The sequence below is a fragment of the Micromonospora qiuiae genome (assembly GCF_016863555.1).
GTDB classification, from domain to species: domain Bacteria; phylum Actinomycetota; class Actinomycetes; order Mycobacteriales; family Micromonosporaceae; genus Micromonospora; species Micromonospora qiuiae.
Genome location: NZ_BOPC01000017.1, coordinates 69,379 through 84,146, shown reverse-complemented (window position 1 = coordinate 84,146; position 14,768 = coordinate 69,379). Strand labels below are relative to the sequence as shown.

Genomic DNA, 14,768 nt, shown 5'->3' with positions numbered 1-14,768 from the left:
GACATGGCGAAGCTCAGCACCGACGAGCTGCTCGACGCGTTCAAGGAGATGACGCTGATCGAGCTCTCCGAGTTCGTGAAGCAGTTCGAGGAGACCTTCGAGGTCACCGCCGCCGCGCCGGTCGCCGTGGCCGCGGGCGCCCCGGCCACCGGTGGCGCCGCCGCCGAGGCCGAGCCGGAGAAGGACGAGTTCGACGTCGTCCTCGACGCCGACGGTGGCAAGAAGATCCAGGTCATCAAGGTCGTCCGCGAGCTGACCGGCCTGGGCCTCAAGGAGGCCAAGGACCTGGTCGAGGCGGCCCCGAAGCCGGTCCTGGAGAAGGTCAACAAGGAGACCGCGGACAAGGCCAAGGCCAAGCTGGAGGCCGAGGGCGCCAAGGTCACCCTCAAGTGATCTGAGCCTCACCTGGCCGTCCCGGCTCACGCGAGCGGGGGCACACCGCGTCGCGGCGGGCGGCGACCTGACACTGGGATCGCCGTCCGCCGTGCTCGTGGAGCTGCCGCAACTGTGCGAGCGTGGGCGGGTCCGTGAGGTCCGGCACTCGCCCGCACCGGCGGGGCCGGCGGTGGTGCCGCCGGCGCGAAAACCACCGGATGGCGATGCCGCCCTTGACGCGGCCCAGGGCAGCCAGGCACGCTGGCATCAGCAAGACCTTCCGCGCTTGCGACGGCCACCGCGTGGGTAGTTTCTGCGGCAGCACCATCAGCCGCAGATGCCCGAGCGGCCCGGCAGGAACGTTGCGTTCCGAGCGGCCCGGTGCGACCCGTTTCAGGGTCCCGAGGCCAAATTCCGCAACGGCCTGCGGGGTGGGCTGGACAGCGGTTAGCCTCTCGGCTACACTGCTAGTTTGCGCTGCCTTCCGACTTGACCCCTGCTCGGAAATGTCCGTTTGTGGATATTTTCTGGTGGGGTCATTGGAGTGCACGCGTACCAGCCGTTCTGCAGCACCGGTCCTCGGAAGGACGCATCTTGGCAGCTTCCCGCCCTGCGAAGACCAGTCGTACGTCGAGCGCATTCGCTCCCCGCCGAGTTTCCTTCGGCCGGATCACCGAACACCTCGAGGTCCCCAACCTCCTCGCCATTCAGAACGAGTCCTTCGACTGGCTCGTCGGCAACGAGGCTTGGCAGGGCCGGTCGGCGGACGACCCGCACGCGCGCTCGGGTCTTGCGGAAATTCTCGACGAAATCAGTCCCATTGAGGACTTCTCCGGCACCATGTCGCTGTCCTTCTCGGCACCGCGCTTCGACGAGGTCAAGGCCTCGATCGAGGAGTGCAAGGAGAAGGACCTCACCTACTGCGCGCCACTGTTCGTGACCGCGGAGTTCACCAACAACACCACCGGCGAGATCAAGAGCCAGACGGTGTTCATGGGTGACTTCCCGATGATGACGCCGAAGGGCACCTTCATCATCAACGGCACCGAGCGGGTGGTGGTCAGCCAGCTCGTTCGTTCGCCGGGTGTCTACTTCGACAAGCAGCCGGACAAGACCTCCGACCGTGACCTGTCCAGCGTGAAGGTCATTCCCAGCCGGGGTGCCTGGCTGGAGTTCGACATCGACAAGCGCGACACGGTCGGCGTGCGGATCGACCGTAAGCGGCGGCAGGCAGTCACGGTGCTGCTCAAGGCCATCGGATGGTCCGCCGAGCAGATCCGTGAGAAGTTCGGCTGGTCCGAGCTGATGATGACCACGCTCGAGAAGGACCACATCGCCGGTCAGGACGAGGCGCTGCTCGACATCTACCGCAAGCTGCGTCCTGGTGAGCCGCCGACCCGCGAAAACGCCCAGACCCTGCTCGACAACCTCTTCTTCAACCCGAAGCGGTACGACGTCGCCAAGGTCGGTCGATACAAGTTCAACAAGAAGCTCAACCTCGACGTTCCGATCACCACCGGCACGCTGACCGAGGACGACGTTGTCGCCACCGTGGAGTACCTCTGCCGGCTGCACGCCGGTGAGGAGGGCTACGAGGCCGACGACATCGACCACTTCGGCAACCGGCGGCTGCGTACCGTGGGCGAGCTGATCCAGAACCAGGTTCGGGTCGGCCTGTCCCGGATGGAGCGCGTCGTCCGCGAGCGGATGACCACGCAGGATGTCGAGGCGATCACGCCGCAGACCCTGATCAACATCCGCCCGGTGGTGGCCGCGATCCGGGAGTTCTTCGGCACCTCGCAGCTGTCGCAGTTCATGGACCAGACCAACCCGCTGGCGGGCCTGACCCACCGGCGCCGGCTGAGCGCGCTCGGCCCGGGCGGTCTGTCCCGGGAGCGGGCCGGCTTCGAGGTCCGTGACGTGCACCCGTCCCACTACGGCCGGATGTGCCCGATCGAGACGCCGGAAGGCCCGAACATCGGTCTGATCGGCGCCCTGTCCACCTTCGCCCGGGTCAACCCGTTCGGCTTCATCGAGACGCCGTACCGGAAGGTCATCGACGGTCGGGTCACCGACCAGATCGACTACCTGACCGCGGACGAGGAGGACCGGTTCGTCAAGGCGCAGGCCAACGCGCCGTTGCGGGCCGACGGCACGTTCGCCGAGGACCGCGTGCTGGTCCGCCGTAAGGGCGGCGAGACCGAGGATGTTTCGCCGTCCTCGGTGGACTACATGGACGTGTCGCCGCGGCAGATGACCTCGGTCGCGACCGCGATGATCCCGTTCCTGGAGCACGACGACGCGAACCGGGCCCTGATGGGTGCCAACATGCAGCGTCAGGCGGTGCCGTTGGTCAAGGCCGAGGCCCCGCTGGTCGGCACCGGTATGGAGTACCGCGCCGCCGTCGACGCCGGTGACGTCGTCGTGGCCGATGTCGGTGGAGTGGTCGAGGACCTCTGCGCCGACTACATCACCGTCCACCAGGACGACGGCCACCGCCGGACGTACCTGCTGCACAAGTTCCGCCGCTCCAACGCCGGCTCCTGCGTCAACCAGAAGCCGGTGGTCTTCGAGGGCGACCGGGTCGAGGCCGGCCAGGTCATCGCCGACGGTCCGTGCACCGACGAGGGCGAGATGGCGCTCGGGCGCAACCTGCTCGTGGCGTTCATGACCTGGGAGGGCCACAACTACGAGGACGCCATCATCCTGTCGCAGCGTCTCGTGCAGCAGGACGTGCTCACCTCGATCCACATCGAGGAGCACGAGGTCGACGCGCGGGACACCAAGCTCGGCCCGGAGGAGATCACCCGCGACATCCCGAACGTCAGCGAGGAGATGCTCGCTGACCTCGACGAGCGCGGCATCATCCGGATCGGCGCCGAGGTCGTCCCCGGCGACATCCTGGTCGGCAAGGTCACGCCGAAGGGCGAGACCGAGCTGACTCCGGAGGAGCGGCTGCTGCGCGCGATCTTCGGCGAGAAGGCGCGCGAGGTCCGGGACACCTCGCTGAAGGTGCCGCACGGTGAGACCGGCACGGTCATCGGCGTGCGTACCTTCTCTCGCGAGGACGGCGACGAGCTGCCGCCGGGCGTCAACGAGCTGGTCCGGGTCTACGTCGCCCAGAAGCGCAAGATCCAGGACGGTGACAAGCTCGCCGGCCGCCACGGCAACAAGGGTGTCATCTCCAAGATCCTGCCGGTCGAGGACATGCCGTTCCTGGAGGACGGCACCCCGGTCGACATCGTGCTCAACCCGCTGGGTGTGCCGAGCCGGATGAACATCGGCCAGGTGCTGGAAACCCACCTGGGCTGGGTGGCCAAGACGGGCTGGAAGGTCGAGGGCGACGACGCCGAGTGGAAGCGCCAGCTCCAGGGGATCGGCGCGGACTCCGCCGAGCCGAACTCCAACGTGGCGACCCCGGTCTTCGACGGTGCCCAGGAGGAGGAGATCACCGGTCTGCTCGGGGCGACCCTGCCCAACCGGGACGGCAAGCAGCTGATCGACTCGTCCGGCAAGGCGCAGCTGTTCGACGGCCGCTCCGGCGAGCCGCTGCCGGACCCGATCGCCGTTGGCTACATCTACATCCTCAAGCTGAACCACCTGGTCGACGACAAGATCCACGCCCGGTCGACCGGCCCGTACTCGATGATCACGCAGCAGCCGCTGGGTGGTAAGGCGCAGTTCGGTGGCCAGCGCTTCGGTGAGATGGAGTGCTGGGCGATGCAGGCCTACGGTGCCGCGTACGCCCTGCAGGAGCTGCTGACCATCAAGTCCGACGACGTGCTCGGCCGGGTGAAGGTCTACGAGGCCATCGTCAAGGGCGAGAACATCCCGGAGCCGGGCATCCCGGAGTCGTTCAAGGTGCTGCTCAAGGAGCTGCAGTCGCTGTGCCTCAACGTCGAGGTGCTCTCCAGCGACGGTGTGGCCCTGGAGATGCGCGAGACCGACGACGAGGTGTTCCGGGCTGCGGAGGAACTGGGCATCGACCTTTCCCGGCGCGAGCCGAGCTCGGTCGAAGAAGTGTGACGTTGGGGTTTCGGGGCGGGGCGACCCACTCCGGGCGGTCAGGCTTGACCCCGCCGTGGGTCGCCCGCCCCGAAACCGAACCCGGTGAGCTGCTAGCGCAACAAGCGACGTGTGAGGGAATCGAACGTGCTCGACGTCAACTTTTTCGATGAGTTGCGAATTGGGCTGGCGACCGCCGACGACATCCGTCAGTGGTCGCACGGCGAGGTCAAGAAGCCCGAGACGATCAACTACCGCACTCTCAAGCCGGAGAAGGACGGGCTCTTCTGCGAGAAGATCTTCGGCCCGCAGCGGGACTGGGAGTGCTACTGCGGTAAGTACAAGCGGGTCCGCTTCAAGGGCATCATCTGCGAGCGCTGCGGCGTCGAGGTGACCCGCTCGAAGGTCCGCCGTGAGCGGATGGGCCACATCGAGCTCGCTGCCCCGGTGACCCACATCTGGTACTTCAAGGGCGTGCCGAGCCGGCTGGGCTACCTGCTGGACCTCGCCCCGAAGGACCTCGAGAAGATCATTTACTTCGCCTCGTACGTGGTGACGAGCGTGGACGCTGAAGCGCGTCACCGTGACCTCTCGACGATCGAGAACGAGATCCTCGCCGAGAAGCGGCAGTCGGAGAACAGCCGCGACTCGGAGATCGAGAAGCGGGCCGCCAAGCTGGAGGCCGACCTGGCCGAGCTGGAGGCCGAGGGCGCGAAGGCGGACGTCCGGCGCAAGGTCAAGGAAGGCGGAGAGCGCGAGATGCGCCAGATCCGCGACCGGGCCCAGCGCGAGATCGACCGCCTGGACGAGGTGCTGGACACCTTCCGCAAGCTGGAGCCGAAGCAGCTGGTCACCGACGAACTGCTCTACCGCGAGCTGCGGGACCGGTTCGGCGAGTACTTCACCGGTGGCATGGGCGCCGAGGCGATCAAGGCCCTGGTGCAGAACATGGATCTCGACGCCGAGGCGGAGAGCCTGCGGGAGACCATCCGCACCGGCAAGGGCCAGCGGAAGATCCGGGCGCTCAAGCGGCTGAAGGTCGTGGCTGCTTTCCAGAACACCCGCAACTCGCCGCTCGGCATGGTGCTGGACTGCGTACCGGTGATCCCGCCGGACCTGCGCCCGATGGTGCAGCTCGACGGTGGCCGCTTCGCGACCAGCGACCTGAACGACCTGTACCGCCGGGTGATCAACCGGAACAACCGCCTCAAGCGGCTGATCGACCTCGGCGCGCCCGAGATCATCGTCAACAACGAGAAGCGGATGCTCCAGGAGGCCGTCGACGCGCTGTTCGACAACGGTCGCCGGGGCCGGCCGGTCACCGGCCCGGGTAACCGTCCGCTGAAGTCGCTGTCCGACATGCTCAAGGGCAAGCAGGGCCGGTTCCGCCAGAACCTGCTGGGCAAGCGCGTCGACTACTCCGGCCGCTCGGTCATCGTGGTCGGCCCGAAGCTCAAGCTGCACCAGTGCGGCCTGCCCAAGCAGATGGCGCTGGAGCTGTTCAAGCCGTTCGTGATGAAGCGGCTGGTCGACCTCAACCACGCACAGAACATCAAGTCCGCCAAGCGGATGGTCGAGCGGCAGCGTCCGGTCGTGTGGGACGTGCTGGAAGAGGTCATCGGCGAGCACCCGGTGCTGCTCAACCGGGCGCCGACCCTGCACCGGCTGGGCATCCAGGCCTTCGAGCCGCAGCTGGTCGAGGGCAAGGCCATCCAGATCCACCCGCTGGTCTGCACCGCGTTCAACGCCGACTTCGACGGTGACCAGATGGCGGTGCACGTGCCGCTGTCCGCCGAGGCCCAGGCCGAGGCGCGGATCCTGATGCTGTCGTCGAACAACATCCTCAAGCCGGCCGACGGCAAGCCGGTCACCATGCCCACCCAGGACATGGTCATCGGGCTCTACCACCTCACCCACCTCACCTCGGGTGAGCGCGGGGAGGGCCGGGCCTTCAGCTCGGATGCCGAGGCGCGGATGGCGTACGACAACGGCGAGCTGCACCTCCAGGCGCCGGTCAAGATCCGGCTGCGGAATGTGGTCGAGGTCGACAACGGTGCCGGCGCGCAGCCGTGGACCCCGCCCGAGGGCTGGGTTCCGGGTGAGCCGCTGATCGTGGAGACGACCCTCGGCCGGGTGCTGTTCAACGAGACCCTGCCGCCGAGCTACCGGTTCGTGAACTACGAGATCCGCAAGGGGCAGCTCTCCGCGATCGTCAACGACCTCGCCGAGCGGTTCCCGAAGGTGGCCCTCGCGGCCACGCTGGACGGGCTCAAGGAGGCCGGTTTCCACTGGGCCACCTGGTCCGGGGTGACCATTGGCATGGCGGACGTCATCGCTCCGCCGCGCAAGCGGGAGATCCTGGAGCGGTACGAGAAGGAAGCCGACAAGATCGACCGGCAGTACCAGCGTGGTCTGATCACCGCCGAGGAGCGTCGCAGCGAGCTGATCTCCATCTGGACCAACGCGACCAACGAGGTCGCCCGGGAGATGGATCTCGCGCTGCCGCAGGAGAACCCGCTGTGGAAGATGATCAACTCGGGTGCTCGCGGTAACCTGCTCCAGCTCCGGCAGATCGCGGCGATCCGTGGCCTGGTGGCCAACCCGAAGGGCGAGATCATCCCCCGGCCGATCAAGGCCAGCTACCGGGAGGGTCTCTCCGTGCTGGAGTACTTCATCTCCACGCACGGTGCCCGTAAGGGTCTCGCGGACACCGCCCTGCGTACCGCCGACTCGGGTTACCTGACCCGGCGTCTGGTGGACGTCTCGCAGGACGTCATCATCCGCGAGGAGGACTGCGGCACCGACCGGGCCATCCCGATGCAGGTGGGTCAGCGCCTCGACGGCACTCTCGTGGTGCACGAGTACGCCGAGACGAGCGTGCACGCCCGTACGCTCGCCGACGACATCAAGGGGCCGGACGGCACCGTCGTCGCGGAGCGGGGTGCGGACATCAACTCGATCCTGGTCGACAAGATCGTCGCCGCCGGGGTCGACTCCGTCCGGGTGCGCAGCGTGCTCACCTGTGAGTCGAAGCTGGGCGTCTGCGGTGCGTGCTACGGCCGCTCGCTGCCGACCGGCAAGATCGTGGACGTCGGCGAGGCGGTCGGCATCATCGCCGCCCAGTCGATCGGTGAGCCGGGTACGCAGCTGACGATGCGTACCTTCCACACCGGTGGCGTCGCGGGTGAGGACATCACCCAGGGTCTGCCGCGGGTCCAGGAGATCTTCGAGGCCCGGATCCCGAAGGGCAAGGCGCCGATCGCCGACACCCCCGGCCGGATCCGGATCGAGGACGGCGAGCGGTCGCGCAAGATCGTCATTATCCCCGACGACGGCAGCGACGAGATCGTCTACGACAAGATCTCGAAGCGGGTCCGGCTACGGGCACACGACGGCGACCACGTCGACGTCGGCGAGAAGCTCACCGAGGGCACCATCGACCCGCACGAGCTGCTGCGCATCCTCGGCCCGCGGGCGGTCCAGGTCCACCTGACCCAGGAGGTCCAGGAGGTCTACCGCTCGCAGGGGGTGCTCATCCACGACAAGCACATCGAGATCATCATTCGCCAGATGCTCAAGCGGGTGACGGTCATCGACTCCGGCTCGACCGAGTTCCTGCCGGGTGTGCTGGTCGACCGGGCGCTGTTCGAGTCGGAGAACCGCCGGCTCGTCTCCGAGGGCGGCGAGCCCGCGGCTGGCCGCCCGGTGCTGATGGGCATCACCAAGGCCTCGCTGGCCACTGACTCCTGGCTCTCGGCGGCCTCCTTCCAGGAGACCACCCGGGTGCTGACCGACGCGGCGATCCACGCCCGCAGCGACTCGCTGATCGGTCTCAAGGAGAACGTGATCATCGGTAAGCTCATCCCGGCCGGTACCGGCATCAGCAAGTACCGCAACGTCCGGGTCGAGCCGACCGAGGAGGCAAAGGCCAAGGTCTACTCGATGACCGGATACCCGGAGACCGACTACGGCTTCGGGCCGGCGAGCGGCCAGGCGGTTCCGCTGGACGACTTCGACTTCGGGTCGTACCGCTGAGCCATGGGCACTGACGACGAGGCCCCCGGCGAATGCCGGGGGCCTCGTCGTCGGTACCGGCCGTTGTGACCCTGACATCTGTGAGCGTCCGCTGCGCAGGGCCGGCACCGCCAAGGGCGACGACCCGCACGCGGTACTGCGCCAACCGATCCGGCTCGCGCCGGGCATGATGGGGGCATGACGACCGTCGCCGGCCCGATGCCGGTCGCTCCGCCGCCGGGGCCGCCCCGGCATCCCCTCGACCCGGACCCGGTCCGGGCCACGAAGGCGCGGGCGGTCTTCGCACTCGGTCTGATGGGTGCGCTGACCGGTCTGTTCATCGGGGGAGTGGTGCCGGCCACGGTGGCGCTTCTGCTGGCCCGGCAGGCGCGCCGTGAGGCGTACGCGTCGGGGGGTTTCCTCACCGGCGCGGCCTGGCTGCGCCGGGGAGAGAGCCTGGCCTGGACGGGCCTGGTGCTGGCAGCGGTGGCCGTGGTCGTCGGGATGGTGGTCGGCGTGCTTCGGCTCGCCGAGGCGCCCTACGGCCAGGATTTCGCCCCGAACGTGAACTGACCGCCAGCTGTGCGTCGTCTCCCGCGCCGCACCCGATGTGGTGATCGGTAGCCTGACTTTGTCCACCGCGCGGCGGCGGACGCGGCCGATGAGGAGGATCCCCGTGACGGAACCGGCGCGCCCCGAGAGCGGCGAGTCCGCTCGACCTACCGCCGGGCGCCCGGAGGCCGAGACACCGGCCCCGAGCGGGTGGGCAGCGCCCGGATCCGCGCCAGCCTCCTTCACCGGGCACGCCCCGTCCTCGCCGCTACCGCCCGGCTCACCACCCCATCCGCCCGGACCGTTCCCGCCCGGATCGTTCCCGCCCGGACCGTTCCCCGGATCGTTCCCGCCCGGGTCGGCGAGCTTCGGGGCGTCGCCGGCTTCGCCCCCGACGCCGCCGGGCGGCCCGGCCGTCGGGGGACCATCACCGGGTTGGCCTGTCGGCCCGGGCTGGGGTGGTCACCGGGTGCCGCCGCCCCAGGACCGTCCACGGCCGCCGAAGCGGGTGGAGCCGGTGCCCGGCACTCCGTTCGCGATGGTGCACCTCGACGTGCCGCCGGTCACCTCGGGTCTGGCGGTCGGCTCGCTGGTCGGCGGGATCATCTCGATTCTGGTGTCGTTCCTGGTCATCTGCTTCGGTGCGGTCTCCGAGGGCGCCAACGGCGTCTGGGCAGCGGGAGCCTTCACCGCGCTGGGCGGCCTGGTCGGGGCCGGGGCGGTCGTCGTGGGTCTGTTGGGCTGGCGTCAGATCCGGCGACCGGCACCGCTGCCGGCGGTCCGGTTCACCGGCCGCGGTCTGGCCATCGCCGGAATCAGCTGCGGTGGCACCGGGCTACTGCTGAGCCTGCTGGGCATGGGGCTGGCTCTCCTGCTGGCGCTGGCCTGATCCGTCGGTGATGCCAGGCTCGGGGCTCAGCGGGGCGGTTTCCGGTGGAGCAGTTACACTTGCTTCCGTAGGTGCCCATCACGGGCGGGTGGAGCGACGGGGCCGGTCGCCGCACGGTGTGAAGTCCGGCGGGTCTCCCGTTTTGACCTGCGCGGCTGTGGTAGGTATTCTTCCCCCTTGTGCCCGGGTCTGCCCGGGCGAATCGTGCGTGCGCTGGATCCGGTTCGCTCCGGCATTCGGACAGCGCCACGAATGAGCAGAAGATCCGGCGGGCGGCGTCCGTGTGCCGGTGACAGACCCCGGGGCTCGCGCTCGTGCGCTGGACCCGGGACCGTGAGATGGGCGACACGCCCGACCGCGGGTGCCGGGACCTCCGCGAGGTGGCCCTGGTCGGAATGTAGGAGAGCCGATCACCAGATCGGCTGCGGCAGACAGTGCGGTCGCGAGAGCGGCCGAAGGGAGCGGAAAAACCCGGTGCCCACGATCCAGCAGCTGGTCCGCAAGGGCCGCCAGGCGAAGACGAGTCAGTCCAAGACCCCGGCGCTGAAGGGTTCTCCTCAGCGGCGCGGCGTGTGCACCCGTGTGTACACCACTACCCCGAAGAAGCCGAACTCGGCGCTGCGCAAGGTCGCCCGCGTCAAGCTCAGCAGCCAGATCGAAGTGACCGCCTACATCCCCGGTGTCGGGCACAACCTGCAGGAACACTCGATCGTGCTCGTCCGTGGCGGCAGGGTCAAGGACCTCCCCGGCGTGCGTTACAAGATCGTGCGCGGTTCGCTGGACACCCAGGGTGTCCGCAACCGCAAGCAGGCGCGCAGCCGCTACGGCGCGAAGAAGGAGAAGAGCTGACATGCCGCGTAAGGGACCCGCTCCGCGGCGGCCGCTGGTCGCTGACCCGGTGTACAACTCGCCGCTGGTCACCCAGCTGGTGAACAAGATCCTGCTGCGGGGCAAGCGCCAGCTCGCCGAGCGCATCGTGTACGAGGCCCTGGAGGGCTGCCGGGAGAAGTCCGGCACCGATCCGGTCGTCACGCTCAAGCGGGCGATGGACAACGTCAAGCCGACGCTCGAGGTGCGCAGCCGCCGTGTCGGTGGCGCGACCTACCAGGTGCCGGTCGAGGTCCGCCCCGCCCGGGCGACCACGCTGGGCCTGCGCTGGCTGGTCACCTACTCCCGCGCCCGGCGCGAGAAGACCATTGTCGAGCGGCTGACGAACGAGCTGCTGGACGCGAGCAACGGCCTCGGTGCCGCCGTCAAGCGGCGCGAGGACACGCACAAGATGGCCGAGAGCAACAAGGCCTTCGCGCACTACCGCTGGTAACAGCCAGGTCCCGGCGCCGTCGGGCGTCGGGACCGCCACCAGTTGTGTCGAGACGACGACAAGTTAGGGATTGAAGTGGCCGCCGCAGACGCGCTCGCCAACGTACGCAACATCGGCATCATGGCGCACATCGATGCCGGTAAGACCACTACCACCGAGCGGATCCTGTTCTACACCGGCATCACGTACAAGATCGGCGAGACCCACGAGGGTGCCGCCGTCATGGACTGGATGGATCAGGAGCAGGAACGCGGTATCACCATCACTTCCGCCGCCACCAAGTGCGAGTGGAAGGGCCACACGATCCAGATCATCGACACGCCCGGCCACGTCGACTTCACGGTCGAGGTCGAGCGGTCGCTGCGGGTTCTGGACGGTGCGGTCGCGGTCTACGACGGTGTCGCCGGCGTGGAGCCGCAGACGGAGAACGTCTGGCGCCAGGCCGACAAGTACAACGTCCCGCGGATGTGCTTCGTCAACAAGATGGACCGGACCGGCGCCGACTTCTTCCGCGCCGTGCAGATGATGATCGACCGGCTGAACGCCACCCCGCTGGTGCTCCAGATTCCGATCGGCGCCGAGTCCGACTTCATCGGCGTGGTCGACCTGGTCGAGATGCGCGCCCTCACCTGGCGTGGCGAGACCCAGAAGGGTGAGGACTACACGGTCGAGGAGATCCCGGCCGACCTGGCCGACTCCGCCGCCGAGTGGCGCGAGAAGCTGATGGAGACCCTGGCCGACGTCGACGACGCGGTGATGGAGAAGTACCTGGAGGGCGAGGAGATCTCCGTCGAGGAGATCAAGGCCGCCATCCGCCGGGCCACCATCGCCGGCAAGGCCAACCCGGTCTTCACCGGCACCGCCTTCAAGAACAAGGGCATCCAGCCGATGCTGGACGCGGTCGTCGCGTACCTGCCGTCGCCGCTGGACGTCCCGGCCATAGAGGGTACGGCCACCGACGGCGAGACTCCGATGCAGCGCAAGCCGTCGACCTCGGAGCCGTTCTCGGGCCTGGCCTTCAAGGTTCAGACCGACAAGCACCTCGGCAAGCTCACCTACGTCCGGGTCTACTCCGGCGTTGTCGAGTCCGGGTCACAGGTGGTCAACTCCACCAAGGACCGCAAGGAGCGGGTCGGCAAGATCTACCAGATGCACGCCAACAAGCGGGAGGAGCGCAGCTCCGCCAAGGCTGGCGACATCATCGCGGTGCAGGGTCTGAAGCAGACCACCACCGGTGACACCCTCTGTGACGCGGCGAACCCGGTCATCCTGGAATCGATGACCTTCCCGGAGCCGGTCATCGAGGTGGCCATCGAGCCGAAGACCAAGGCCGACCAGGAGAAGCTCAGCACCGCCATCCAGCGGCTGGCCGAGGAGGATCCGACCTTCCGCGTCAAGCTGGACGACCAGACCGGCCAGACGGTCATCTCCGGCATGGGTGAGCTGCACCTGGACATCCTGGTCGAACGGATGCGCCGCGAGTTCAACGTCGAGGCCAACATCGGTAAGCCGCAGGTGGCGTACCGCGAGACCATCCGCCGCACGGTGGAGAAGATCGAGTACACCCACAAGAAGCAGACCGGTGGTTCCGGCCAGTACGCCCGGGTGATCATCAGCCTGGAGCCGCTGCCGCTGGGTAACGACGCCCCGACGTACGAGTTCGCCAACGCCGTCACCGGTGGCCGCATCCCTCGGGAGTTCATCCCCTCGGTGGACGCCGGCGCTCAGGACGCCATGCAGTACGGCATCCTGGCTGGCTTCCCCCTGGTGGGCGTCAAGCTCACCCTGCTGGACGGCCAGTACCACGAGGTCGACTCGTCGGAGATGGCGTTCAAGATCGCCGGCTCGATGGCGATGAAGGAGGCGGCCCGCAAGGCCGACCCCGCGCTGCTCGAGCCGATGATGGCCGTTGAGGTCACCACTCCTGAGGAGAACATGGGTGACGTCATCGGCGACCTCAACTCCCGTCGCGGCATCATCCAGGCGATGGAGGAGCGCAGCGGCGCCCGTGTCGTCCGGGCCCTGGTGCCGTTGTCGGAGATGTTCGGCTACGTCGGCGACCTGCGGTCGAAGACCCAGGGCCGGGCTAGCTACAGCATGCAGTTCGACTCCTACGCCGAGGTTCCGGCCTCGGTGGCCAAGGAGATCATCGCCAAGGCGACGGGTGAATGACGCTCGCCTGAGCTGATCCGACGGTGGTCGCGGGAGGAGTTCCCCGACCGCGACCACCTCGGTCGTATTGCGTGAATTCCGGGCCTGTAGGCTTCATCGCCGCAGAACCCACAAAGCTCTCCGGCCGTCAGGCCGGAAAGGCTGTCGACAGAGTCCTAAGCGCCTCTACCAGGCGCACCGGGGCGAACGAACCAAGAAGTCCACAGGAGGACACCAGTGGCGAAGGCGAAGTTCGAGCGGACTAAGCCGCACGTCAACATCGGCACCATTGGTCACATCGACCACGGTAAGACGACGCTGACGGCGGCCATCACCAAGGTCCTGCACGACCAGTACCCGGAACTGAACCCGTACACGCCGTTCGACAAGATCGACAACGCGCCGGAGGAGAAGGCGCGGGGTATCACGATCTCGATCTCGCACGTCGAGTACCAGACCGAGGCGCGGCACTACGCGCACGTCGACTGCCCCGGTCACGCTGACTACATCAAGAACATGATCACCGGTGCCGCCCAGATGGACGGCGCGATCCTGGTGGTCGCCGCCACCGACGGCCCGATGCCGCAGACCCGCGAGCACGTGCTGCTGGCCCGCCAGGTCGGCGTGCCGTACATCGTCGTGGCGCTGAACAAGAGCGACATGGTCGACGACGAGGAGCTCCTGGAGCTCGTCGAGCTCGAGGTCCGCGAGCTGCTTTCCTCGCAGGACTACCCGGGTGACGACCTGCCGGTCGTCCGGGTGTCCGCGCTGAAGGCCCTCGAGGGCGACCCGGAGTGGGCCGGGCGCCTCATGGAGCTGATGAACGCCGTCGACACCGCGATTCCGCAGCCGGAGCGCGAGACCGAGAAGCCGTTCCTGATGCCGATCGAGGACGTCTTCACGATCACCGGTCGTGGCACCGTCGTCACCGGTCGCGCGGAGCGCGGCGTTCTCAAGCCGAACGAGGAGGTGGAGATCGTCGGTATCCGCGACAAGTCGCAGCGGACGGTCTGCACCGGCATCGAGATGTTCCGCAAGCTGCTCGACGAGGCCCGCGCGGGTGAGAACGTCGGTCTGCTGCTGCGGGGCATCAAGCGCGAGGACGTCGAGCGCGGCATGGTCGTCATCAAGCCGGGCACCGCGACCCCGCACACGGAGTTCGAGGCGACGGTCTACATCCTCTCCAAGGAGGAGGGCGGCCGGCACACCCCGTTCTTCCAGAACTACCGTCCGCAGTTCTACTTCCGGACCACGGACGTCACCGGTGTCGTCACCCTCCCCGAGGGCACCGAGATGGTCATGCCGGGTGACAACACCACGATGAGCGTGAAGCTGATCCAGCCCATCGCGATGGAGGAGAACCTCAAGTTCGCGATCCGGGAGGGTGGCCGCACGGTCGGTGCTGGTCGCGTCACCAAGATCATCAAGTGAGCTGGGTAACCCCGATTAGACCCGCCGCCG

General features: G+C 67.8%; 9 protein-coding genes. All 9 read left to right on the top strand.

Features of this window, described 5'->3' with window-relative positions; genetic code table 11:
* The first annotated feature begins 3 nt into the window (after nt 1–3).
* The gene (gene rplL / locus Vqi01_RS07055) at nt 4–393 is read left to right on the top strand and encodes a 50S ribosomal protein L7/L12 (RefSeq protein ID WP_204033757.1); all 390 of its coding nucleotides are present in this window, start codon (nt 4–6) and stop codon (nt 391–393) included.
* 576 nt (nt 394–969) lie between these two features.
* Nucleotides 970–4,401, top strand: coding sequence for a DNA-directed RNA polymerase subunit beta (gene rpoB / locus Vqi01_RS07050; protein WP_204033756.1), 3,432 nt, complete (start codon nt 970–972; stop codon nt 4,399–4,401).
* Between the two features lie 126 nt (nt 4,402–4,527).
* Complete coding sequence (locus Vqi01_RS07045) at nt 4,528–8,415, top strand: DNA-directed RNA polymerase subunit beta' (protein WP_204033831.1); 3,888 nt, start codon at nt 4,528–4,530, stop codon at nt 8,413–8,415.
* A gap of 177 nt (nt 8,416–8,592) precedes the next feature.
* Nucleotides 8,593–8,967: a hypothetical protein gene (locus tag Vqi01_RS07040; RefSeq protein WP_204033755.1), complete on the top strand. Its 375-nt coding sequence runs from the start codon at nt 8,593–8,595 to the stop codon at nt 8,965–8,967.
* 496 nt (nt 8,968–9,463) lie between these two features.
* A complete protein-coding gene (locus tag Vqi01_RS07035) occupies nt 9,464–9,835 on the top strand; it encodes a phage holin family protein (protein ID WP_204033830.1) in 372 nt (123 codons plus the stop codon).
* Nucleotides 9,836–10,309: 474 nt separating this feature from the next.
* On the top strand, nt 10,310–10,684 hold the full coding sequence (gene rpsL / locus Vqi01_RS07030) for a 30S ribosomal protein S12 (protein WP_204033754.1): 375 nt from the start codon (nt 10,310–10,312) through the stop codon (nt 10,682–10,684).
* A gap of 1 nt (nt 10,685) precedes the next feature.
* Nucleotides 10,686–11,156, top strand: coding sequence for a 30S ribosomal protein S7 (gene rpsG, locus Vqi01_RS07025; protein WP_204033753.1), 471 nt, complete (start codon nt 10,686–10,688; stop codon nt 11,154–11,156).
* A 75-nt stretch (nt 11,157–11,231) separates the two neighbouring features.
* Nucleotides 11,232–13,328: an elongation factor G gene (gene fusA / locus Vqi01_RS07020; RefSeq protein ID WP_204033752.1), complete on the top strand. Its 2,097-nt coding sequence runs from the start codon at nt 11,232–11,234 to the stop codon at nt 13,326–13,328.
* A gap of 216 nt (nt 13,329–13,544) precedes the next feature.
* Nucleotides 13,545–14,738 carry an elongation factor Tu gene (gene tuf, locus Vqi01_RS07015; protein WP_204033750.1) on the top strand — a complete coding sequence of 398 codons (1,194 nt, stop codon included), beginning with the start codon at nt 13,545–13,547 and terminating at the stop codon, nt 14,736–14,738.
* The last annotated feature ends 30 nt before the right edge of the window (nt 14,739–14,768 follow it).

What these genes read in the sequence shown, in the direction of transcription:
- rplL (WP_204033757.1), top strand. Translation starts at nt 4, where the DNA reads ATGGCGAAGCTCAGCACCGACGAGCTGCTCGACGCGTTCAAGGAGATG.
- Vqi01_RS07040 (WP_204033755.1), top strand. Translation starts at nt 8,593, where the DNA reads ATGACGACCGTCGCCGGCCCGATGCCGGTCGCTCCGCCGCCGGGGCCG.
- rpsG (WP_204033753.1), top strand. Translation starts at nt 10,686, where the DNA reads ATGCCGCGTAAGGGACCCGCTCCGCGGCGGCCGCTGGTCGCTGACCCG.